17 protein-coding genes are annotated in these 21,861 nt (G+C 43.5%); 15 read left to right on the forward strand and 2 right to left on the reverse strand.

All coding sequences use genetic code 11. The features are described 5' to 3' along the window. Window positions 1–105: 105 nt before the first annotated feature. Both ACFS6H_RS15305 and ACFS6H_RS15310 read left to right on the forward strand, forming a co-directional pair. Window positions 106–489, forward strand: coding sequence for a hypothetical protein (locus ACFS6H_RS15305; protein ID WP_386100725.1), 384 nt, complete (start codon window positions 106–108; stop codon window positions 487–489). A gap of 206 nt (window positions 490–695) precedes the next feature. After that, entirely contained in the window at window positions 696–1,064 is a 369-nt protein-coding gene (locus ACFS6H_RS15310; protein ID WP_386100728.1) for a hypothetical protein, read from the forward strand. Window positions 1,065–1,573: 509 nt separating this feature from the next. On the opposite strand, the gene ACFS6H_RS15315 is transcribed toward ACFS6H_RS15310, so the two are convergent. Next, window positions 1,574–1,951, reverse strand: a complete 378-nt coding sequence (locus tag ACFS6H_RS15315; protein WP_386100731.1) for a GxxExxY protein — start codon at window positions 1,949–1,951, stop codon at window positions 1,574–1,576. 332 nt (window positions 1,952–2,283) lie between these two features. Here ACFS6H_RS15315 and ACFS6H_RS15320 point away from each other — a divergent pair, with 332 nt between their 5' ends. The 8 genes from ACFS6H_RS15320 to smc all read left to right on the forward strand — a co-directional run bounded on the left by ACFS6H_RS15320 (window position 2,284) and on the right by smc (window position 11,351). Further along, complete coding sequence (locus ACFS6H_RS15320) at window positions 2,284–3,234, forward strand: cytochrome-c peroxidase (RefSeq protein WP_386100734.1); 951 nt, start codon at window positions 2,284–2,286, stop codon at window positions 3,232–3,234. 132 nt (window positions 3,235–3,366) lie between these two features. Beyond that, entirely contained in the window at window positions 3,367–3,915 is a 549-nt protein-coding gene (locus ACFS6H_RS15325) for an RNA polymerase sigma factor (protein WP_386100737.1), read from the forward strand. Continuing rightward, entirely contained in the window at window positions 3,912–4,739 is an 828-nt protein-coding gene (locus ACFS6H_RS15330) for an anti-sigma factor (RefSeq protein WP_386100740.1), read from the forward strand. Before ACFS6H_RS15325 ends, ACFS6H_RS15330 begins: the two co-directional genes overlap by 4 nt. Window positions 4,740–4,909: 170 nt before the next feature. Next, window positions 4,910–5,623, forward strand: a complete 714-nt coding sequence (locus tag ACFS6H_RS15335) for a ferritin-like domain-containing protein (RefSeq protein WP_386100743.1) — start codon at window positions 4,910–4,912, stop codon at window positions 5,621–5,623. Window positions 5,624–5,653: 30 nt separating this feature from the next. Beyond that, complete coding sequence (locus tag ACFS6H_RS15340) at window positions 5,654–6,463, forward strand: ferritin-like domain-containing protein (protein ID WP_386100746.1); 810 nt, start codon at window positions 5,654–5,656, stop codon at window positions 6,461–6,463. Window positions 6,464–6,506: 43 nt separating this feature from the next. Beyond that, window positions 6,507–6,911 carry a hypothetical protein gene (locus ACFS6H_RS15345; RefSeq protein WP_386100749.1) on the forward strand — a complete coding sequence of 135 codons (405 nt, stop codon included), beginning with the start codon at window positions 6,507–6,509 and terminating at the stop codon, window positions 6,909–6,911. Between the two features lie 180 nt (window positions 6,912–7,091). Next, complete coding sequence (locus ACFS6H_RS15350) at window positions 7,092–7,541, forward strand: hypothetical protein (protein WP_386100752.1); 450 nt, start codon at window positions 7,092–7,094, stop codon at window positions 7,539–7,541. A gap of 273 nt (window positions 7,542–7,814) precedes the next feature. Beyond that, window positions 7,815–11,351, forward strand: a complete 3,537-nt coding sequence (gene smc / locus ACFS6H_RS15355) for a chromosome segregation protein SMC (protein ID WP_386100755.1) — start codon at window positions 7,815–7,817, stop codon at window positions 11,349–11,351. Window positions 11,352–11,425: 74 nt separating this feature from the next. On the opposite strand, the gene ACFS6H_RS15360 is transcribed toward smc, so the two are convergent. Next, window positions 11,426–12,034: a porin family protein gene (locus tag ACFS6H_RS15360; protein WP_386100758.1), complete on the reverse strand. Its 609-nt coding sequence runs from the start codon at window positions 12,032–12,034 to the stop codon at window positions 11,426–11,428. A 247-nt stretch (window positions 12,035–12,281) separates the two neighbouring features. Here ACFS6H_RS15360 and dnaK point away from each other — a divergent pair, with 247 nt between their 5' ends. From dnaK to ACFS6H_RS15385, 5 genes are all read left to right on the forward strand, one after another. Beyond that, window positions 12,282–14,231, forward strand: a complete 1,950-nt coding sequence (gene dnaK / locus ACFS6H_RS15365; protein WP_449343076.1) for a molecular chaperone DnaK — start codon at window positions 12,282–12,284, stop codon at window positions 14,229–14,231. A gap of 301 nt (window positions 14,232–14,532) precedes the next feature. Next, window positions 14,533–17,046 carry a M14 family metallopeptidase gene (locus ACFS6H_RS15370; RefSeq protein WP_386100761.1) on the forward strand — a complete coding sequence of 838 codons (2,514 nt, stop codon included), beginning with the start codon at window positions 14,533–14,535 and terminating at the stop codon, window positions 17,044–17,046. A gap of 307 nt (window positions 17,047–17,353) precedes the next feature. Beyond that, a complete protein-coding gene (locus ACFS6H_RS15375; protein WP_386100764.1) occupies window positions 17,354–19,048 on the forward strand; it encodes an FHA domain-containing protein in 1,695 nt (564 codons plus the stop codon). A gap of 117 nt (window positions 19,049–19,165) precedes the next feature. After that, the gene (locus ACFS6H_RS15380) at window positions 19,166–20,065 is read left to right on the forward strand and encodes a PP2C family protein-serine/threonine phosphatase (protein ID WP_386100767.1); all 900 of its coding nucleotides are present in this window, start codon (window positions 19,166–19,168) and stop codon (window positions 20,063–20,065) included. Then, window positions 20,062–21,861, forward strand: a complete 1,800-nt coding sequence (locus ACFS6H_RS15385; protein ID WP_386100770.1) for a serine/threonine protein kinase — start codon at window positions 20,062–20,064, stop codon at window positions 21,859–21,861. Before ACFS6H_RS15380 ends, ACFS6H_RS15385 begins: the two co-directional genes overlap by 4 nt.

Genomic DNA, 21,861 nt, shown 5'->3' on the forward strand with positions numbered 1-21,861 from the left:
TATTTCATTATCAAACAAATATGTTACAAAATCAAAGGTATTTGCAACAACAGCAAATGCCTTTTTTTATATCCGGCCATAGCTTTGAACCAGTAAAAAAAGCATATGAAACAAATAACCGGTCTTCTTGCGCTTACCTGCCTCCTGTATAGTTGTGCCGAAAATAAAACGGAACCTAACCGGTCGCTGTTAGGCAAATGGGCTTATAACCATAGTCACGACGACAAAACTTACCACGATTTTATCGCTTACTTCAAAAACGATGGTACTTATGATGGTATTGAAGATGGTAAAGTAACTATTGCGGGAGGTCATTATGAACAAAGAGGTGATACCATGTTCCTGAACGACGTTTCCTGTAACCCTCATCCGGAAGCCTATTATAAAATTGAAATGTGGGCAAAAGATTCCATGAAGCTGGTGCCCATCGTTGACAGTTGCGACGACCGCAGGGAAGGCACCCGCCGTTTTATGTTTAAACGTATATAAAACCAGGGGCTGTCAGCAGCAGTACTACTATCAGCTTCCTACCCGCTGTACGCTGCTACTCCGGCACCAGCCAGGCACAGGGCTTCACCGGGGTATCCGCTTCCATCGGGCAGCCCTTCGGCTTTAAAACAATAATGAACAAAATACAGGGCCCTCATTAACCATTAAACCTTATCCATTTTGTAACTCAACTTAAACCTCAAACAATGAAATCACATTTATTTTGTTTTATTCTGCTGGCAGCAACATATGGCTGTAACGAAAAAAAAGCAGCCGACCCGGGCATTGTAGGCCGGTGGAATACCAGTTTTAAAAACGGTTCAAAAGTATTAGCTGTCTACCGGGCAGATGGTACCCACGATTACTTTATTGACGGCAAATTATTCTCAAATGGCCGGTATACATTTAACAACGGCACACTCAGCGAAGCAGATCCTATCTGCAATCCTGATTATTATGCCACTTACACAGTAAGTTTTCCTTCGCCCGGCGAAATGCAGTTTAAGGTAATACAGGATACCTGCCAGCCACGGGTACATGATCTGGATGGTATTAAAATGATAAGGGAAAAATGATAAAGTAAATAGCCCGCTGATCTGCGAAGCCATCTCCGAAAATCTGCGGGAAAATAAAATCAAAAGCTTAAAGAAAATAACCCGCTGATCATCGCAGAATAAATTCACCGCTGATTTACACAGAACAACTCAGCGTCAATCTGCGGAACCATCTCCGAAAATCTGCGGGAAAACAAATCAAAAGCTTAAAAAAAATAACCCGCTCATAATCGCAGAGTAAATCAGCGTCAATCTGCGGAGGCATCTCCGAAAATCTGCGGGAAAATAAAATCAAAAGCTTAAAGAAAATAACCCGCTGATAATCGCAGAGTAAATTCACCGCGGATCTGCGCAGAACAAATCAGCGTCAATCTGCGGAGGCATCTCCGAAAATCTGCGGGAAAAATAAAATCAAAAGCTTAAAGAAAATAACCCGCTGATCATCACAGAATAAATTCACCACGGATTTACACAGAACCAATCAGCGTCAATCTGCGGAAGCATCTCCGAAAATCTGCGGGAAAAACAAATCACAACCCGTTCACTTTCCTGAATATCGAATGCGTAATATTATCAGTATTAAAATTCACTAATAAGCCCAGTTTAAGCCCGGATAATTTTAAATAAGTAATAACCTGTTTATGATGAACATCCAATAAATTTTCTACCGATTTAATTTCGATAATTACTTTGTTGTCCACTAACAGGTCAATTCTATATCCAATATCCATACGGACGGTTTCATATTCCATAGGCAGGCCAACCTGTACAGAAAACGGAAGCGATTTTTTAAACAGCTCGTGAGCAAGCGCTGCCTGGTAAGCCGATTCCAATAAACCCGGCCCCAGGTTATTGTACACATTAAAAATACAGCCACGTATGGCATACGACAGCTCATTTTCATTCATAGTGTTAGCATTTGGTACTATAATATACTTAAAAAATCCGGTAATAGATAAAGCCAATAACATAATTATATGAACGATTATTTGTCAAGCTATCATATATAACAGATAAAAACTATAAAACGAAAACAGGCCCGCAGATGATTGCAGATAATAATACACCGCAGATTTACGCAGAACAAATCAGCGCTCATCTGCGGGAAAATAAAATCAAAAACACAAAGAAAACATCCCGTTGATAATAGCAGATAATAATTCATCGCAACTATTCGCAGAATAAATCAGCGCTCATCTGCGGAACCATCTCCGGAAATCTGCGGGCAAAAAATAATACCATGAAATGGTCACTAACCATACTATCTCTTCTCATTACCATTACAACAATACTACATTGTTGCAGCTCAACTGTCAGTAAACTACCTGATACTATTGAAGGGTTAGGTGAAAAATTATTCTTTGATACTATTTTATCCGCCAATAAAACCATCAGCTGTGCCAGTTGTCATAAATCCGAATTCGCTTTTGCAGATACGCTGGCTTTAAGTCCGGGTATATTCGGAAGGCTGGGGGTACGCAACACACCCAGTGCCATGAACGTAAGCGATCAACCTCATTTCTTTTGGGATGGCCGGGCCTTAACATTAGAAGAACAGGCATTGATGCCCATTGTTAACCCAGATGAAATGGGACTGACAATAGATTCGGCCATAGCGCGTCTTAAAAATGACGCAGTATACAACCGGTTATTCCTGGGAATATTTAAAGCAGCACCTTCTGCTAAAAACCTTGCCATTGCCCTCGCAGCGTTCCAGCGCAGCCTGGAGACACCAAATGCCCCTTTTGATAACTGGCGTATAAACGATGATGAAAAGGCTGTAAGTGCATCGGTAAAAAGAGGTTTTGCCCTTTTCAATAATAAAGCTAAATGTGTACAGTGTCACTTCGGCACTAACTTTAATAACACGGAGTTCAGGAATATCGGTTTATTTAATGGCAAACAATTTAACGACAGCGGCCGTGCAGGCATAACCCGGTTACCGGAAGACCTGGGTAAATTTAAAATAGGTCCGTTACGTAATATTGCGCTCACTGCACCTTATATGCATAACGGCATGTTTAAAACCCTGCGTGAGGTAATTGATTATTATGATGATCCGGATAAAATAATACCCGATCCTATCAATCGCGATAGTTTGCTGGCCCGGCCGCTGCATTTAACTGAGGAGGAAAAAAACGACCTGGAAAATTTCCTGCGCTCTTTAACAGGCAAGCGCCTGACTTCCTGAACAACCTTCACGTTATTACATATAAATATGATACATAAGTATTTATACTTAAATTTAAAAAATTAGTAGCAGTAAATCTTTTAAAGCCGGTATATCGTATATATTTACTGTATTAGAATTTATCGCTATCAATTGACTACTAATCAAACATATTCTGAGCAGGAACTGGCCCGGCTATTAAGGCTGAGGGATCAGTCGGCTTTTACCTATTTATATGATAGCTATTCAGGAGCTTTGTATGGTGTTATCCAACAGGTAGTACCTGATCAGCATATAGCTTCAGATATATTGCAGGATGTATTTGTAAAGATCTGGCGGCAGATAGAAAAATATGATCCGGAAAAAGGCAGGTTGTTTACCTGGATGTATAATATTGCCCGGAATACGGCCATTGATGTATTAAAAAGTAAGGGATGGCAAAATGAAAAGAAGACAGATCAGCTGGATGTTATAGAACTGAGTACTGCTGCAGAAACGGAAAAGACGACAGATGGTGCAGGGATCAGCTATCTTATCCAACACCTGAAAGCAGAGTTTAAGGAAATTGTGGAGTTGTCTTATACCCAGGGTTACACACAGGAAGAAATATCAACTTTGTTAAGCATACCTTTAGGAACCGTAAAAACAAGAATGCGTGCGGCATTACTACAATTAAGAAAAAATTTTAGTATAGAAAAGTGAATATAAGTGAGTACATACAAAGCGGCATCATAGAAACAGTGGTGATGGGACTTGCGGACAGTAAAGATGTTGCGGAGCTGGAACAGCTGCGCCGGCAATACCCGGAAGTAGAAGCCTACGCCCGGGAATGTGAGCTATGGCTGGAGGAAACTGCCATGCAGCAAGCCACAAAGGTTCCGGCAGCAGGCAGGGCCCAGTTTTTACAAACACTCAATACATTGTCAGCAGAACAGGATGATATGGATTCGGATAGGGGTTCGGGTCAAGCACCTGTTATTCCTGTAACAACAGTCCAACCAAAAACAATTGGCTCCTTTAAATGGATGGCAGCTGCAGCTATCATTCTGCTGGTGATCAGCGCGGCTACAAATATTTACTTATACCAGCAATATACAAAAGTTAACCAGGCCTATGCCGATCTGAACAACCTGAATACGGAACTGGCCAAACAAAATAAACAACAGGAAACACAACTAACTGCTTATAATAAATCGGCCGAAATATTTGCCTCACCCGATTATATTAAAGTGCCAATGGCCGGTAAAGAAAATTATACGGCTACTGTATTCTGGAATAAAAAAACAGCAGCGGTTTACCTGGTTGCTAACCAGTTACCGGCCGCACCGAAAGGTAAACAATACCAGTTATGGGCCCTGGTTGATGGTAAACCTGTAGATGCAGGTGTATTAGAGGATTGTGGTACTATTTGTACCGCTAAAAATATAAATGAAGCGCAGGCATTTGCAATTACCCTGGAAAATGAAGGCGGTAGCCCAACCCCCAACCTGGAACAATTGTATGTGCTGGGTAAAATAACCGGTTAATAACTATCTCCTATATGTATAAAAGCCGCCCTTTTACGGGGCGGTTTTTTTATGCCCGAATTTTTTTTAACAAATAAATCCGAACCGCAAACCAACCTCGTATATGAATCATATAAAGCCTCAGTTAATTATTGCACTTCTAAACATTCGTTCACTTTTAAACTTTTTTTATGGATACAAAACTCGAAAAAACAGCCACAGCAATGGCCTTACAGGTTCCCGATGCAGAAAGGGTAAATCGCAGAAAATTTTTATCCTATGCCGGTATGGCCGCAGCTACTGCAGCAGCCTTATATGCCTGTAAAAAAGATGATAATAAAATGGAGACCGCTCCTGCAGGCAGTATTGACCTGGGTAAAGGTGATATAGGCATATTGAACTATGCTTATGCGCTGGAACAACTGGAAGCTGCTTTTTACACGGCAGTAATTGCATCTCCTTACAGCGGTATAACAATGGCGGAACAGGCATTACTGACCGACATAAGAGATCATGAAGTAGCACACCGTAACTTTTTTAAAGCAGCCCTGGGTACAAGTGCCATTGCTAATTTAGAAGTGAACTTTTCCGCGGTTAATTTCGGCAGCCGTGACAGTGTGCTGGCCACCGCAAAAGCATTTGAAGACCTGGGTGTAGCAGCCTATAACGGAGCTGGTAAATTAATAGTGGATGGTAATTACCTGTTACTGGCCGGAAAAATTGTTTCGGTAGAAGCAAGGCATGCGGCTTTGATAAGAGACCTTATCAGTAATGGCAGCTTTGCAGATAACACAGCCATTAATGCTGACGGCCTGGACCTTGCCAAAGCGCCCAGTGAAGTACTGACAGCGGCCAAACCATTCCTTAAATCAGTTTTATGGGGTGGTAACCTGCCTAAACAATAAACCCATTCATTCAATTCAAAATTTACCATTATGAACATGCAACATATTATCAATGAAATTGAAAAAGTTGATCCTGAGCTATACGAACGGGTAGATACCCGCCGCAGCATTATGCAGCGTTTTACCAGTGCAGGCGGTAAAATTGCACTCGCAGCTTTACCACTGGCCCTTGGCAGCCTGTTTAAAAAATCATATGGCCAGTCTACCGGTAGCGGAATAGTAGCCGTATTGAATTATGCCTTAACTCTCGAATACCTCGAATCTGAATTTTACATAAAAGGTGTTGACTCCGGTGTGGTTCCGGCAGGCACACCGGCTGAAGGGGCTATTAAAACGATCCGTGATCATGAAATTGCCCACGTGGCTTTTTTAAAGAAAGTGATCATGTCCATGGGCGGTACGGCAGTAGCTAAACCCACTTTCGACTTTACCGCCGGTGGCACTTTCAGTAATGTTTTTACCAACTACGATACTTTCCTGGCCGTTGCACAAACTTTTGAAGACACAGGTGTAAGAGCCTATAAAGGCCGTGCCGGTGAGTTAATGAGCAATAACGATGTATTAACGGCTGCCTTACAGATACATGCATCTGAAGCCCGACATGCGGCGCATATACGTTACATGCGCAAGGCAAGAGGCGCCAATGTTAAACCCTGGATCACGGGTAAGGACTCGGGCATAGGTTCGGCTGTACAGGCCAGTTACGATGGCGAAGAGCTGACCACCCAGGCAGGTGTAAATATTGCCGGCTTTGTAAGTGTATCGGCCGCCAGCGAAAGTTTTGATGAGCCTTTGACCGCTGCCCAGGTATTAGCCATTGTTGATCCCTTTATCAACTAAACACATTTCCTCAACAATTAATCAACATTTTAAATATAGTAATATGAAAAAGACAATCATTGCAGTAAGCCTGTTTGCTTTCGGATTAGTAACCGTAGCGCCGGCGATGGCCGCTAATGAGCCGGTTACGGTGAAAACCAATAACCTGGTTGAATGGAAAAAATCGAAAACCGGGACATGGGCCGGTAAAAAGGATAACAAGACCTATTGGTACAAGCTGGATAAGGATGCCAAATTGTGGTGGAGTACCGATGGCAAAAAATGGGCCGCAGTAGATAATGGCATGTGGGCCGATAAAGATGGCAAATGGCTTAAAATTCATAACGGTAAACTGGTTTGGACAACGGACGGTAACAACTGGTCGGAAGTACCCGACTGGAAATGGGAAGGCTCTGACGGGAAATGGTACAAATTTGATGATAAATGGACCTTGTGGGTAAATGCCTAAAAATTTGTTCCATTAGTAGCCGGATAGTGATCCTCTAATACGTACTCTATCCATAAGGCCGCCTTAATCCTAAGGTGGCCTTATTATTTACAGGCATTGGCTATAATAAACAGGCAAGTGAAATAACCGGTGTATATTAGCATTGGTACAGGTTGCTAAATTCTTTGCTAATACCCTTATATGAAAATTGTTGTTATACTTATCAGTACTTTCTTTTTACCGCTAATCCTGTTTTGCCAGGACAGGCAATTTGTTATTCATAATACTGTATTCACCATAACTGCTGACAGTGTAAAAAATGAATGGAATACTTACGATAAAATAAACAAGCTGTACAGGAAGGAAAATGGTAAATTAAATTATTTACTTACGTATTATACGTACAGGGATGAAGGAGGAGATTGCAATAACTCCTTTTGGCATGAGGAAACCCTGGAAATAAAAAATGACAGCCTGGTATTTTTAACCCATTATTACCAGCACACGGGCCTTGATCCTATACCCGAATGGCGTAAACAAATATATAAAGTGAGCGGGCAGGGCAGGTTAAACCGGGTATATGATAAAGAGAAATACTACGGCCGGAAGAAATGGATACAGACCGGCTCTGCGGCTGTTGCGGGAAATTAAAGCCTGCCTTAATAACAAAAATTACCAGCATTTAACAGCCTGATCAGGGAACTGCAGTTGAACGGAGCGTCGCAAGTCATGTTGATCAAGGAACGATTGCTTGTAAACAAAATATTGGTTTACAATTATTTATAAATATTTCCTATTATTTTATTATTCTCAAAATATTGTCCCCAAATGTGCATTACTGCTGTGCATTAATAAGCTTGTGCATTACACTTGATATTCAGTTAGTTTACCTTAAATTCGCCGCCTGACAAAAAGTGAATTAACGTGAGATTAAAGAGCTTAGAAATTAAAGGCTTCAAAAGTTTTGCCGATAAAACCATTGTAAATTTTGACGACAACATTACGGGCATTGTAGGCCCCAATGGCTGTGGCAAAAGTAATATTGTGGACAGTATCCGCTGGGTAATCGGTGAACAAAAGATCAGCCAGTTACGTAGCGAAAACCTGGACAGCCTGGTGTTTAACGGATCCAAAACCCGTTCTGCCAGCGGCCTGGCCGAGGTGAGCTTAACCTTTGAAAACACAAAGAACCTGTTACCTACAGAGTTCAGTACCGTAACCATTACCCGTAAGTTTTATAAAAGCGGCGAAAGCGAATACCGGTTAAACGATGTGCAATGCCGTTTAAAGGATATTCAGAACCTGTTTATGGATACCGGTGTAAGCACCGACTCCTATGCGATTATCGAGCTGGGCATGGTGGATGACCTGATCAAGGATAAGGACAACAGCCGTCGCCGGATGCTGGAGCAGGCCGCAGGTATATCCATTTACAAAACCCGTAAAAAGGAAGCCAAACAAAAACTGGATGCTACGGAGCAGGACCTGAACAGGATTGAAGACCTGTTGTTTGAAATTAACAACCAGTTAAAATCGCTGGAGAACCAGGCCAAGAAAGCCGAGAAGTACCACGAGATAAAAAAAGATTACCGCGAAATAAGTATAGAGCTGGCCAAAGCCGCTTTGGAAGGGTTTAACCTGACGTACAAAGAGCTGAATGAACAGCAGGATGCCGAAACTGATAAACGTATTCGTTTAGAAGCGGAGATAGCCAACGAAGAAGCAGACCTGGAGAAAGAGAAAGTTGGCTTTGTAGAAAAGGAGCGTGCCTTACAAAGCATGCAGTATGCCTTTAATGAACTGGTACAACAGGTACGTACCAAAGAGAATGAAAAGAACTTAGCAGCCCAGAAATTAGAATACCTGACCGAACGCCAGACCAGCTTACAGGACTTCCTGGAAAAAGCAGGCGGCCAGTTAAAAGGCCTGGAAGAAGGTATTGCCTTTACCGGCAAACAGGTACAGGAAGAAGAAAAGAACCTGGAAAGTATCAGCGGCCAGTTAAGCGGCTTTCGCGAACAGGTGGATGCCAGCCGTAAGGTACTGGATGAAAAAAGGGTAGCGGTGGATGAACTGCGCGGCGAATACCAGCAGGTGCAACGCAGCCAGTTTGACGCAGAGAAGAAAGTAGCAGTAGCCGACACCTCCCTGCAAAACCTGCAGCGTACCATTACCCAGATAGAGGACGAAAGGGCACAAAGGGAAGAACAACGTATTACACTTGACGAAGAACGTATAGCCAGGGAAAAAGAACTGGAAGCCAAAAAGGTAGACCTGGAGCAATTACAGGCACACCAGGAGCATACCAAAGAGCAGATATTACAGACACAATCCATACTGGAGGGTTTACGTAATGAACTGGCGGAAGAAAGCCGTAAGCTGGATGCCCGTAAGAACGAACATGACTTATTAAAAAGCATGATCGACTCGATGGAAGGCTACCCGGATAGTGTAAAATTCCTGCACAACAATAAAAACTGGAACCATACGGCGCCTATTCTTTCCGATATATTATATGTAAAGGAAGAGTACCGTACGGCTCTGGAGAATGTACTGGAGCCTTACCTGAACTACTATGTGGTAAATGACCTGCAGGAGGGTTTACAGGCCGTTCGTTTGCTGGATGAGAATAAAAAAGGTAAGGCCAACTTCTTCTTATTAGATAAGATCAACGAGTCTGTAACAGGTACAACTGCTACAGAAGTGGCCGGCAGTACCGCTGCCTTAAGCGTAGTGGAGGTGGATGAAAAATATGCTAAACTGGCTGCGCATTTATTACAAAATGTAGTGATTGCCGACAATGATGCTATTTTAGAGAACAGTAACGGCTTAGTGGTAATTGAGAAGACCGGTAAATATGTAAAAGGTAAATACTCCTTAACCGGCGGTAGTGTGGGTTTAATTGAAGGTAAAAAAATTGGCCGTGTTAAGAACCTGGAGAAATTACAGGAAGGTATTGCCAAACAGGATGAGATTGTTACCAACCTGAAAGCAACCATACAGGCCCGTCATAATGAAGTAGTGGCTTTTAATGAGGACCTGCGTGAAGCGGCATTAAGAGAAACAGAAAGAATTATACAGCAACTGACCAACCAGGTATTCTCTTTACAGAACAAACTGGAGAATCTGCAAAGCCAGCAAAATACCAGCCTGAGCCGCCTGGAGGATTATACCCAGCAGCAGCAGGCTACACAAAACTCGGTATCGGGTGTACGGGAGGAACTGGCTGAACTGAATGAACAGTTACAACTGTTCCAGTCCCGCTTACAGGAAGCTGCGGAAACATTTAAAACATCGGAACAAAATTATAACGAAGCCAACCAGCGTTATAACGAGTTCAACTTATCCGTTACCCGCCAGCAAAGTAAGATCACCGCCTTAAAGCAGGAGCTGGAGTTTAAGACCAACCAGTTGAACGACCTGAAAAACCAGGTAGATACCAATACGGCCCAGTTATCGGAAACATCAGAGAACATACAGGTATCATCGCAGCAGCTGAATGATACCCAGGAAGCCCTGGTAGAGATGATGCGTAAGAAAACCGAGGACGAAGCGGTATTGAATGAAGCCGACCAGGCTTATTATGTGGTACGTAACCAGCTGAATGAAAAAGAAAGCGTATTACGCCAGAAGACAAAAGAAAAAGAGCAGATAGAACATTTCCTGGCTGCTATTAAGGATAAACTGAACGAATTAAAACTACAGTTAGCCGGTACCAAAGAACGCCTGGATGTAGAATTCAGGATTAAACTGGAAGATATATTGGACCAGCAACGTACCGGTGAGGTAAGCGTGGAAGAATTGCAGGAAAAAGCCGACCGTATGAAAAAACGCCTGGAGAACCTGGGCGAAGTGAACCCTACGGCTATTGAGGCTTTCACTGAAATGAAAAAACGTTACGAGTTCATTGTTGAACAAAAAACCGACCTGGTAACGGCAAAAGACAGTTTATTAAAAACCATCGAAGAGGTGGAAGCTACTGCCAACCAGAAATTCCTGGAAACCTTTAACAGTGTAAAAGAAAACTTCATCAGGGTATTTAAATCCTTATTTACCGAAGATGACCATTGCGACCTGTTACTGGATAACCCGGATAACCTGGCCGAAACCGGTATAGAGGTAATTGCCCGTCCTAAAGGTAAACGCCCCACTTCCTTAACCCAGTTAAGCGGTGGAGAACGTACCTTAACGGCAACAGCATTACTGTTTGCTATTTACCTGATCAAACCGGCGCCGTTCTGTATCCTCGATGAGGTGGACGCCCCGCTGGATGATGCCAACGTAGGTAAGTTCACCAATATGATCCGCCAGTTCAGTGATAACTCCCAGTTCATCATTGTTACCCACAATAAAACAACCATGAGTACCGTGGATGTTATATATGGTGTAACCATGCAGGAGCCCGGTGTTAGTAAGCTGGTAAGCGTGGACTTCAGAAGCCTGCAGCAAAATCAGAATTAAATAACTGATGATAATAATAAAAAGCACCAACTGAGTTGGTGCTTTTTTGTTTGGTACTTAGCTGTTCATACCTGTTATTTAGCGAATAACTGGCCGATATTGTAAAATGCGGACAGACCGATTACCTGGTTCTTTAAATTACCACCGCCGACAGCTATCTTATTTATTTTTGATAAACTGAAGGAATACCGCAGGTCTACACTCAATCCCTTTACCACATCGTTCAGGTCATAACCCACACCAATGGGTACACGGATATCTACCGGTTTGTAATACGGTTTAATATTATTGTTGCCATTGCCATATTTTTCTTTTGATGCTACCAGGATACCAAACTGGGGACCGGCTTCGGCATATAATCCTTTTACAAATTTATACTGGAATAATAAAGGTATTTGTACATAGGATTTATTGATATTGCCTTTTGTACCCGAAGATACCCGCTCTTCCTTGGTTCCTTCCCTGGAAAAGAATGTTTCTACCTGTACCGCCATGGCCTTATTCAGTGCATACTTACCGTACAGGCCAATACTGAAACCCGGCTGGAATTTTGTTTTAAAATCATCGTTGGTAAAGGATATTTTACTCACATTTAAGCCGGCCCGGGCGCCGTAGCTTAACTGGGCCTGGCTAAAATGATAAGCAGCTAAAAGTGTTACGAGGGTGATGACCAATTTTTTCATGATTGTTATGTTTAGTTTGGATAACAAAAATGAAAACAGCCGTCCTATTATAAAATACTTAGTTTGTAGTAGTGATTATCAATAACTAAGATAAAGCACTGGGATGAACCGGAAATGACAAAAAGGTAGTATATCGTTTGTTTTAACCCATAAATATGACAGTAAATGTGGCGGTTAAAGCACCTGACACGCCAAATATGACATTTTTACATACTTGCCGGTTCGGCATAATGATTGACAATAAAGATTGCCTGCAGATAAGGGGCAAATACATAAAAGGAGAATTTTTATTATGGGAAAAATTATTGGAATAGACTTAGGTACCACAAACAGTTGCGTTGCCGTAATGGAAGGTAACGAACCCGTGGTAATTGCAAATGACGAAGGGCGCAGAACAACCCCGTCAGTAGTTGCATTCTTGAAAAACGGCGAACGTAAGGTGGGTGACCCTGCCAAACGCCAGGCAATTACAAATCCTCAGAACACCATTAACTCGGTAAAACGTTTTATGGGTCGCCAGTTCAACGAGGTAACAGAAGAGATCAGTCACTGGAGTTATAAAGTTGCCAAAGGCGACAATAATACCGTGCGTATTGATATTGACGGCAGGTTATATACCCCCCAGGAAATATCGGCCATGGTATTACAGAAAATGAAAAAAACGGCTGAAGACTATTTAGGCCAGGAAGTAACAGAAGCGGTTATTACCGTACCTGCTTACTTTAACGATGCACAACGCCAGGCTACCAAGGAAGCCGGTGAAATTGCAGGCTTAACTGTACGCCGTATTGTAAACGAACCTACTGCCGCAGCCCTGGCTTATGGCCTGGATAAAGGTAAACACGACCAGAAAATTGCCGTGTTTGACTTAGGTGGTGGTACTTTCGATATCTCGGTACTGGAACTGGGCGATGGCGTATTTGAAGTAAAAAGCACCAATGGTGATACACACTTAGGTGGTGACGACTTTGATAAAGTGATCATGGACTGGTTGGCCGATGAGTTTAAAAACGAAGAAGCTATTGACCTGCGTAAAGACCCGATGGCTTTACAACGTTTAAAAGAAGCTGCTGAAAAAGCAAAAGTAGAGTTATCCTCTTCTTCAGAAACAGAGATCAACCTGCCTTATATTACCGCAGTAGATGGTGTGCCTAAACACCTGGTTAAAAAATTAACCCGTGCTAAATTTGAGCAACTGGCCGACAGCTTATTTGCCCGTTGTTTAAAACCATGCGAAGCGGCTTTAAAAGATGCCGGCATGAGCACTTCTCAAATTGATGAAGTGATACTGGTAGGTGGTAGTACCCGTATTCCTAAAGTACAGGAAATTGTAGAGAAATTCTTTGGCAAAAAACCAAACCGTGGTGTTAACCCCGATGAGGTAGTAGCCGTAGGTGCTGCTATACAAGGTGCGGTATTAACCGGTGAAGTAAAAGATGTACTGTTGTTAGACGTTACACCTTTATCACTTGGTATTGAAACCATGGGTGGTGTAATGACCCGTTTGATTGACAGTAACACAACCATCCCGACTAAAAAATCGGAAGTGTTCTCTACTGCCAGCGATAACCAGCCCGGTGTACAAATTCATGTACTGCAAGGCGAGCGTCCTATGTCTAAAGACAATAAGAGCCTGGGTATCTTTAACTTGGATGGCATTCCGCCTGCACCACGTGGTGTACCACAGGTAGAAGTAACCTTTGATATTGATGCGAACGGTATTTTACACGTAACCGCAAAAGACAAAGGAACCGGTAAAGAACAAAAAATTCACATCGAAGCCGGTAGCGGTTTAAGCAAAGATGAGGTAGAAAAAATGAAAGCCGAAGCCCGTGCCAACGAAGCTTCTGATAAAGCGGAACGTGAAAAAGTAGAAAAACTGAACGCCGCTGACAGCCTGATCTTCCAAACCGAAAAACAGGTAAAAGAATACGGTGATAAAATCCCGGCCGATAAAAAAGCGACTATCGAAGAAGCCGCTGAAAAATTAAAAGAAGCGCACAAGGCACAGGACATTGCAGGTATCGATGCCCATATGGCAACCTTAAACGCAGCCTGGACAGCCGCCAGCGAAGATATTTACAAAACCCAGGGAGCCGAAGGTGGCGCACAACAACCCGGTGCAGATGCAGGTCAGCAAACCTCAGATGCCGGTGGTGATAACGTAACCGACGTTCCTTACGAGGAAGTAAAATAAATGGCAGTTTTACTGCAACCGGGCCCCGCTTTTAAGCGGGGCTTTTTTTATACCCTCTATCCCTGGAGGGGCTTTAAAACTTGAATTTGGATAATTGTTTTTATTTATCATCGTCCCTCCCTTGATTGGGCCTTAGTTGCGTCGCACTCTTGTACGTCCCGTAATGCTATTCGGCACTGTATAAGTATTCTTTTCCCTGTTGTCATCTCAATTATTAATTATTAAATCTTAATGATTAATTTACACACCAGTCTTTCTTTACGTAACTTGCCGTTTATCAATTCTAAAATATCATTTCTTCATGAGAAAATTGCTTTGTCTTTTCTTGCTGTTTTCGGGCTTGGTAGCCGCTGCCCAGCTACAATCTCCTGAACAATTCTTAGGTTATAAAATTGGTACCCGTTATACCCCGCACTGGCAGGTGGTCAACTACTTTAAACATGTGGCACAAAACACGCCGGCCAACGTAAAACTGCAGCAGTATGGTGTTACCAACGAACACCGTCCCTTATACCTGGCTTTTATTTCAACAGCCGAAAATATTACCAACCTCGAAAGTATCAGGTTGAACAACCTGCGTTTGGCCAACCTGGCAAAAGACCGGATGGCGCCGCAGGAAAATGCGCCAGCCATTGTATGGTTAAGCTACAATGTGCATGGTAATGAAACCTCCTCGTCAGAAGCAGCTATGCTCACCATCTTTGCATTGGTTGACCCAGCTAACAGCCAGACAAAAGAATGGCTTAAAAATACCGTAGTGATCATGGACCCATGCGTAAACCCTGATGGCAGGGATCGTTATGTAAACTGGTTCAACAGCGTGGTAGGTACGCAATACAACCCGCGTTTAGATGCCCGTGAACACAGGGAGCCATGGCCGGGCGGTCGCAGTAACCACTATAACTTTGACCTTAACCGCGACTGGGCCTGGCAAACACAGGTAGAAAGCCAGCAGCGTATTGTACAATACAACCAGTGGATGCCACAGGTACACGTGGACTACCACGAACAAGGCATCAACCAGCCTTACTACTTTGCACCCGCCGCACAACCATACCATGAAGCCATTACCAAATGGCAGCGTGATTTCCAGGTAACTATTGGTAAAAACCATGCAAAATACTTTGACCGTAATGGCTGGTTATATTTTACCAAGGAGATATTTGACCTGTTTTATCCTTCCTACGGTGATACCTATCCTTTATACAATGGTGCTATTGGTATGACCTACGAACAGGGTGGTGGCCCGGCCGGTGGTCTTGGCGCCAATACCGATGAAGGCGATACCCTTACTTTATATGACAGGGCTATTCACCATTTCACTACCGGTTTAAGCACCATTGAGATCGCCTCTCAAAACGCCGGCAATCTTATTAAAGAATTCAGGTCCTTCTTCAATATGGCCGTTAGCGGTGGCATTGGAGAGTATAAATCTTATGTTATTAAAAACGGGCCCGCTGATAATGAAAAAGTAAAAGCTTTATTAGAATTATTAGATAAAAACGGCATCCAGTACGGCTCCGGCTCCGGTAACGGAAAGGGGTATAATTACCATACCGGTAAGGAAGAGGCTTTCAGTGTGGGGAGTAACGATGTGGTTATTTCAGGTTCGCAGCCCCGGGCTACCATGGTGAAGGTTTTATTCGAACCCAACTCCAAACTGGTGGATTCTTTAACCTACGATATCACAGCCTGGTCATTGCCTTATGTATACGGGTTAACCGCTTTTGCCAGCAAAGCTAATATTCCTGTTGGTGCTAAACAGCCTGCAGCAGCCATCACTAATACAGCTACGGATGCTTATGGTTATGTACTGAAATGGGAAGGAGTGTATACGGCCAAAGCAGTTGCGGCATTACTGCAAAAAGGAATAAAGCTGCGTTACAGCGAAACCCCGTTCACCATTAAAGACCAGAACTTTGCCAGTGGCTCGGTTATCATCCTTAAAAAAGGGAATGAAAGCCTGGGTAATAAACTTTGGGATATGGTGAGCCAGGTATGTAACGAGAAAAATGTACAACTGCATGCCGTTAACACGGGTATGGTGGACAAAGGTTTCGACTTTGGAAGTTCCAGGGTACATATGATCAAAGCGCCGAAAGTGGCTTTATTAACCGGCGAAGGCGTATCATCGAATGCTGCGGGTGAAGTATGGCATTTCATGGAAAAAGAATTAGGCTATCCTGTTACCTTGATCAATGCTACTGATTTTGGAAGAGCCGACTGGAACAATATTGATGTGCTGGTACTGCCCAGTGGTAACTACCGGTTTTTAAATGATAAAAATGCGGCGGAAGAACTGGCCGGCTGGATACGCAAAGGTGGTCGCTTAGTGGCACTGGAAAGCGCCGTATTACAGCTTTCCAGGCAGGACTGGAGCGTGATCAAACAACGCAAGGATGAAGATACCGTTAATAAAAAAGATCCTTACCGCTCCTTATTTGTGTATGAGAACAGGGAGTCTGATGCGATCCCCGGCACTACACCTGGTTCCATCTTTAAAGTAACCGTTGATAACTCTCATCCCTTAATGTTCGGTTATCCTAATTACTACTACACTTTAAAGCAGGATGATATTGTGTATGACTATATTAAAGAAGATGGCTGGAATGTGGGCGTGATCAAAAAATTTGACCAGTTAGCCGGCTTTGTAGGCCATAAACTAAAAGATAAACTGAAGGATGGTCTGGTATTTGGCGTACAGGACATGGGACGTGGTACAGTGACTTACTTCACTGATAATATACTGTTCCGTAACTTCTGGCAAAATGGTAAACTAATGTTCTGTAATGCCATTTTCTTTGTAGGGCAATAAAGAACTTATATACATTTTTATAAGCGGGTGCATCCAGGTGCACCCGCTTTTTTATTGCCATACGCCAACGGCAATTGCTGCCAACTACATCATTTTAAGTATTTCCCCGGCCTTTCCCGAGTAGTAATCTTGCAATAGCAATCAGGAGTAAGCGAATAATGTTACCGGGTAATTTTTGTTATACGATGACATTTTTCCGCTCCCTTCGATGTATTAACTGAAGCCCGTTTTTTTAATCCCATTCCGCTGAAAACTACTGCTAACCCTGACATCATTTCATTCTCTTAACCGTCAAAAAAATAAAAAAATGAGCAGCCAAACACAGATCCTTCTACGCCACATTGATGGCAGTAAAGCAGGACAAGTTGAAAAATTTGTCGTATCAAACGACCTGGAAATTAAAATTGGCCGTGGCCAGGCAAACAATATTGCCTACGACCTGGCAGATGACAGCATCAGCCGCGAGCACTGTCGTATTAAAGTAAACAGTCTTTTACCTGACACCTATGAAATAACCGACCTGCAAAGCAAAAACGGCACTTTTGTAAATGGTAAAGCCATTACAGAGAAAACCGTGTTGTTTGCCGGCGACATCATCCGCCTGGGTAAAGAAGGTCCTACACTGGAATTTGACCTGGATCCCAAACCTGCTTCGCATATCAAAAAAACCCGGGTGATTGATGCACCGGAAATACCTTCCAAAGAAACAAAAGTGCATGCAACGGGCGCTACCAATATGACAGGTATTAAAACCACGCCGGTAAAAGAAACCATTGGTAAACAAACCATGCAGCATATCATACAGGAGTCGGAAAAGAAAGGCAAAAAAAGAATGGCCGTTATTTCCATCGCCTTATTGCTGATACTGGGAACCGGCGCCTGGCTGGTATACGCCAATAAACCGGTTAAAGAGATCATTCATGAAAAAGGTAAAGACTCTGTTGTGGTAATTGGTGATACCTCTAAAAAAATATCGCCGGTTCAAATCACCAAAGACAACAGTAAAAATGTTGTGTTCATTGAAATAGGCTGGAATTTAAAAATGACCAATGGGGAGCAACTATACCATGTAAAAGTGCCCGTGAAAGAAGCTGGTGTTATTAACTACTATGCAGCTTATACCACCAATAGTTTGGGTGCAATTGAACCTTTACTATGTGCGAAAGGAGAGGAGCCTGCAGGCGCTATTCTTGATCCTATTGGCGGCTTTGGTACCGGTACAGGCTTCGTGGTTGACCCTAGAGGTTTTATCGTTACCAATCGCCACGTAGCAGCGCCCTGGGAAACAACCTACAACTTCAAACCCGATGATTTCCCCGGTCGTTTATATACATTGAACAGTAAAGGAGGATTCACCCATGTTGCAGGCAGGGTAGTCATGCCGCAGGATGTGGAGACCTGGATACCCGCCAATGCCATGAACTTAAACTTATTAAATGTAGAATCGGGTGTAACGGTCATCAAGGGTGAATCTACTTATATGGATGTAACTTTTGCCAACAACTCTATTCGTATCCCCGCCGGTAAAGTAACGCCTTCACCTTCACACGATGTGGCCATTTTCAAAATTGAAATAGTGGAAGAACTGAGCGCTGTAAAACTGTTGAACAACTACAACGAAATCGAGACCGGCAGCGAGGTTACGGTAATGGGTTACCCCGGTATGTCACCCGACCAGTATGTAGCCACAGCTTCCAACGACTTCTTTAACCGCAATGCCAAAGTGGTAAAAGTGCCTGTACCCACTGTAAGCACAGGTATCGTAGGCCGCCTGGTAAAAGCCAATGCCGGCACCGAAAAAGTAGCAGGGTACTTCAATGCCATGGGCGATTACTACCAGTTAACCATTAACTCTACCGGCCCCGGTAACAGCGGTGGCCCCATGTTCGACAACCAGGGTAATGTTATCGGCATCTACTCGGCCGGTAATGCAAAAATGTCCTTTGCCATCCCGATCAAATATGCCCTGGAACTAATGGGCAGGGAAGATGTGATCAACTAATATAAACGCCCTAAAAATAGCTCTACTTTTTGACGGGCCTGCTAAACTACCGGCTGCCCTGCGGGGCAGCGGTTTAGCAGTTTATATCCATTCATCTCATCACCACAATAAGTCCACATGAACTTTCTCTGGAAAAAAAAGAAACCGGCTGTTATCACTGCACAGGCAGAACCGGTAATGGCTACTGATGAAAAGTTAGTAAGCCCGGATCAACAGGCTGATGCTTTTTCCTACACCATACAGGCTATATCGGAAACCGGTCCCAGCCGCCAGGATAACGAAGACAGTATTACTTATTACTACCCGGCATCCGGCAAACAGCTTGTATTTGCAATGGTGGCCGATGGCATGGGCGGACACAATGCCGGTGAAGTAGCCAGCAACCTGGCCTGCGAAACAGCAAAAAACTATATCAGCAGGCAATATACCCTGGCCAATACTCCAGCTATGCTGGAAATACTCATGCAGCAGATGCACCAGCATATCCGCACCGCTTCGCAGGAAAACAGCCAGTATGCCGGCATGGGCACTACGGCCGTTGCTATTTTTATTAAAGAACAACAGGTCTTTTTTGCTTCGGTGGGAGACAGCCGTATTTATCATTACCGCAACCGCCAATTAACACAATTAACAACCGACCAGACACTGGTGAACCAGATGATCAGTGAGGGCAAAATAACAAAAGAAGAGGGGCTGCACCACGAAATGAAACATGTGCTGTTACAGGCATTGGGAACCGTGGTACAGGTTAAACCAGAGGTTAGCAGCAGCGGTTTACAGCTGCACGCCGGTGATAAGCTCTTCCTTTGCTCCGATGGTATTTATGATATGTTATCCGACCGGGAACTGGAGCAGCTATTTGCTCTTCCCTCTATTAACTTAACCATGGAAACCATAAAAGCGCTATGCATGCAACGTAGGGCAAGGGATAACTTCTCGGCCATACTGCTGGAAGTATTACCCTATAGTGAAAGTGAAAACAATTTGGAAACCAAAGAACAAAACATTTTTGTATGAGTTTCAATCCATCCGATCAATACAATATCATCCAGAAAATTGGTGAAGGCGGAATGGGCACGGTTTACCTGGCCGAGGACAAACTGATACAAAGGCTTGTCGCCATTAAATCACTCAACAAATCGGTGACCAATTCTTCTGAATCAATGGAAGGTCGTTTTCAGCAGGAAGCCCTGGCCCTTGCCAAACTTAACCATCCTAATATTACCCACCTGTATGCCTTCATTCCCCGTAACGAATCGTACTGGATGGTAATGGAATATGTGGAAGGGGATACCCTAGAGAACTGGTTAAAACGAAAAGGTAAAATTTCCTCCTTACTGGCCTGCAGTATTGCGGTGCAGGTATTGGATGGTTTAGATCATGCCCATAAAAAAGGTATTATTCACCGTGATCTGAAACCCGCCAACGTAATGGTATCTGCGGAAGGCGAGGTAAAGATCATGGATTTCGGCATTGCCCGTATCCGTAACTCCCAGCGTTTAACCCAGCATGGCAAATCAGTAGGCACCCTGGAATACATGGCGCCGGAACAGATACAGGGAAAAGAGGGTGATGAACTGACCGATGTATATGCAGTAGGTAATATTTTATATGAACTATTAACCGGCCAGACTCCTTTTTCCTCAGACACCGATTACCAGTTGATGAAACGCAAACTGGAAGAAAAAGCACCCGTTACCACTTCTCTCACCAACGCGGCCACACCTGCTTTACAAAAAGTGGTTACCACCGCCCTGGAAAGAAACCCGCAAAAAAGATATGCCTCTGTCCGCCTGTTTAAGGATGCCTTATTAAAATGTGTGAACTATGCAGTATTCCAGGAACAGCAACTGGTACAGGCCTTACAAACAGACAGACCCGTACACTCAGGCGAACATAAACTGGCCGTAACCGGTGAAATGGAGCCGCCAAAACTAAAACTCTCTTTAAGCGCTATCGGTCACCTGTTCTCACACTATATGCTGCGCCTGAAATGGCCGGCCAATGTGCGTTTACCCAAATTGGCCAACTGGTTTCAAAACAGGCCCAAATGGCTGCAGGATAAATCGGTACTGGTGCTGGTCATCATAGCATTCATCTGTTTATGCCTTATACTGGGCAATACCTTCATCAATAAAAACAATAAGGAGGAAATTGTTGGCCCCGATACTACACCCACTGAAAAAGAAATGGCCGGAGAAAATGTTCAGCCCGAAAAGAAACCGGTAAAAGACCAGGTAACACCCCAGGACAACAATGTAATAAACACCAATCTGGTGGTTCCGCCACCGGCCGGCAATAAAGAAAAAAATATACCGGTCAATACCAAACCCAAAGAAAATAAACCAACAAATACCAAGAAGAAAGATGATAATGCCGTTGTTACCCCAAAAGATCCTGAACCACCCAAACCACCGAGAGAAGAAAAAACAGTGGTCAATGACAAACCGGTTAAAGTGCCGGCGGGTAAAACGGTAAAAGTCATACTCGATCAAACCCTGAGTTCCGAAGAACGTTCAAAAGATGGCAGTACGGTACGCCTGCATATAGCCGAAGCGGTTATTGTAGATGGTAAAACCCTTATCCGTGCAGGAGCCCCCGTTACCGGTAAAATAGTGGATGTGGTTCCATCCGGCACCCGCAAAAAAGCATTGATCGGCTTTGTCATTCAACAGGTACAGGCAACCGATGGCAGCATGATCCGTTTACACTCCGAACGTTTCCGTTTATTCTCCGTTGGTTTAAATGAACAGGCCACTTATAACAGTGGTACCAGCTTTAGTGTGCAACTGGGCAGGGGCGTGGTAAAATAA

The sequence above is a fragment of the Terrimonas rubra genome, from assembly GCF_042686025.1.
GTDB classification, from domain to species: Bacteria; Bacteroidota; Bacteroidia; order Chitinophagales; family Chitinophagaceae; genus Terrimonas; species Terrimonas rubra.

Bases quoted from the DNA above. Each gene is read 5' to 3' on its own strand.
- ACFS6H_RS15305 (WP_386100725.1), top strand. From the start codon at position 106: ATGAAACAAATAACCGGTCTTCTTGCGCTTACCTGCCTCCTGTATAGT.
- ACFS6H_RS15310 (WP_386100728.1), top strand. From the start codon at position 696: ATGAAATCACATTTATTTTGTTTTATTCTGCTGGCAGCAACATATGGC.
- ACFS6H_RS15315 (WP_386100731.1), bottom strand. From the start codon at position 1,951: ATGAATGAAAATGAGCTGTCGTATGCCATACGTGGCTGTATTTTTAAT.
- ACFS6H_RS15320 (WP_386100734.1), top strand. From the start codon at position 2,284: ATGAAATGGTCACTAACCATACTATCTCTTCTCATTACCATTACAACA.
- ACFS6H_RS15335 (WP_386100743.1), top strand. From the start codon at position 4,910: ATGGATACAAAACTCGAAAAAACAGCCACAGCAATGGCCTTACAGGTT.
- ACFS6H_RS15340 (WP_386100746.1), top strand. From the start codon at position 5,654: ATGAACATGCAACATATTATCAATGAAATTGAAAAAGTTGATCCTGAG.
- ACFS6H_RS15345 (WP_386100749.1), top strand. From the start codon at position 6,507: ATGAAAAAGACAATCATTGCAGTAAGCCTGTTTGCTTTCGGATTAGTA.
- ACFS6H_RS15350 (WP_386100752.1), top strand. From the start codon at position 7,092: ATGAAAATTGTTGTTATACTTATCAGTACTTTCTTTTTACCGCTAATC.
- ACFS6H_RS15360 (WP_386100758.1), bottom strand. From the start codon at position 12,034: ATGAAAAAATTGGTCATCACCCTCGTAACACTTTTAGCTGCTTATCAT.
- ACFS6H_RS15370 (WP_386100761.1), top strand. From the start codon at position 14,533: ATGAGAAAATTGCTTTGTCTTTTCTTGCTGTTTTCGGGCTTGGTAGCC.
- ACFS6H_RS15375 (WP_386100764.1), top strand. From the start codon at position 17,354: ATGAGCAGCCAAACACAGATCCTTCTACGCCACATTGATGGCAGTAAA.
- ACFS6H_RS15380 (WP_386100767.1), top strand. From the start codon at position 19,166: ATGAACTTTCTCTGGAAAAAAAAGAAACCGGCTGTTATCACTGCACAG.
- ACFS6H_RS15385 (WP_386100770.1), top strand. From the start codon at position 20,062: ATGAGTTTCAATCCATCCGATCAATACAATATCATCCAGAAAATTGGT.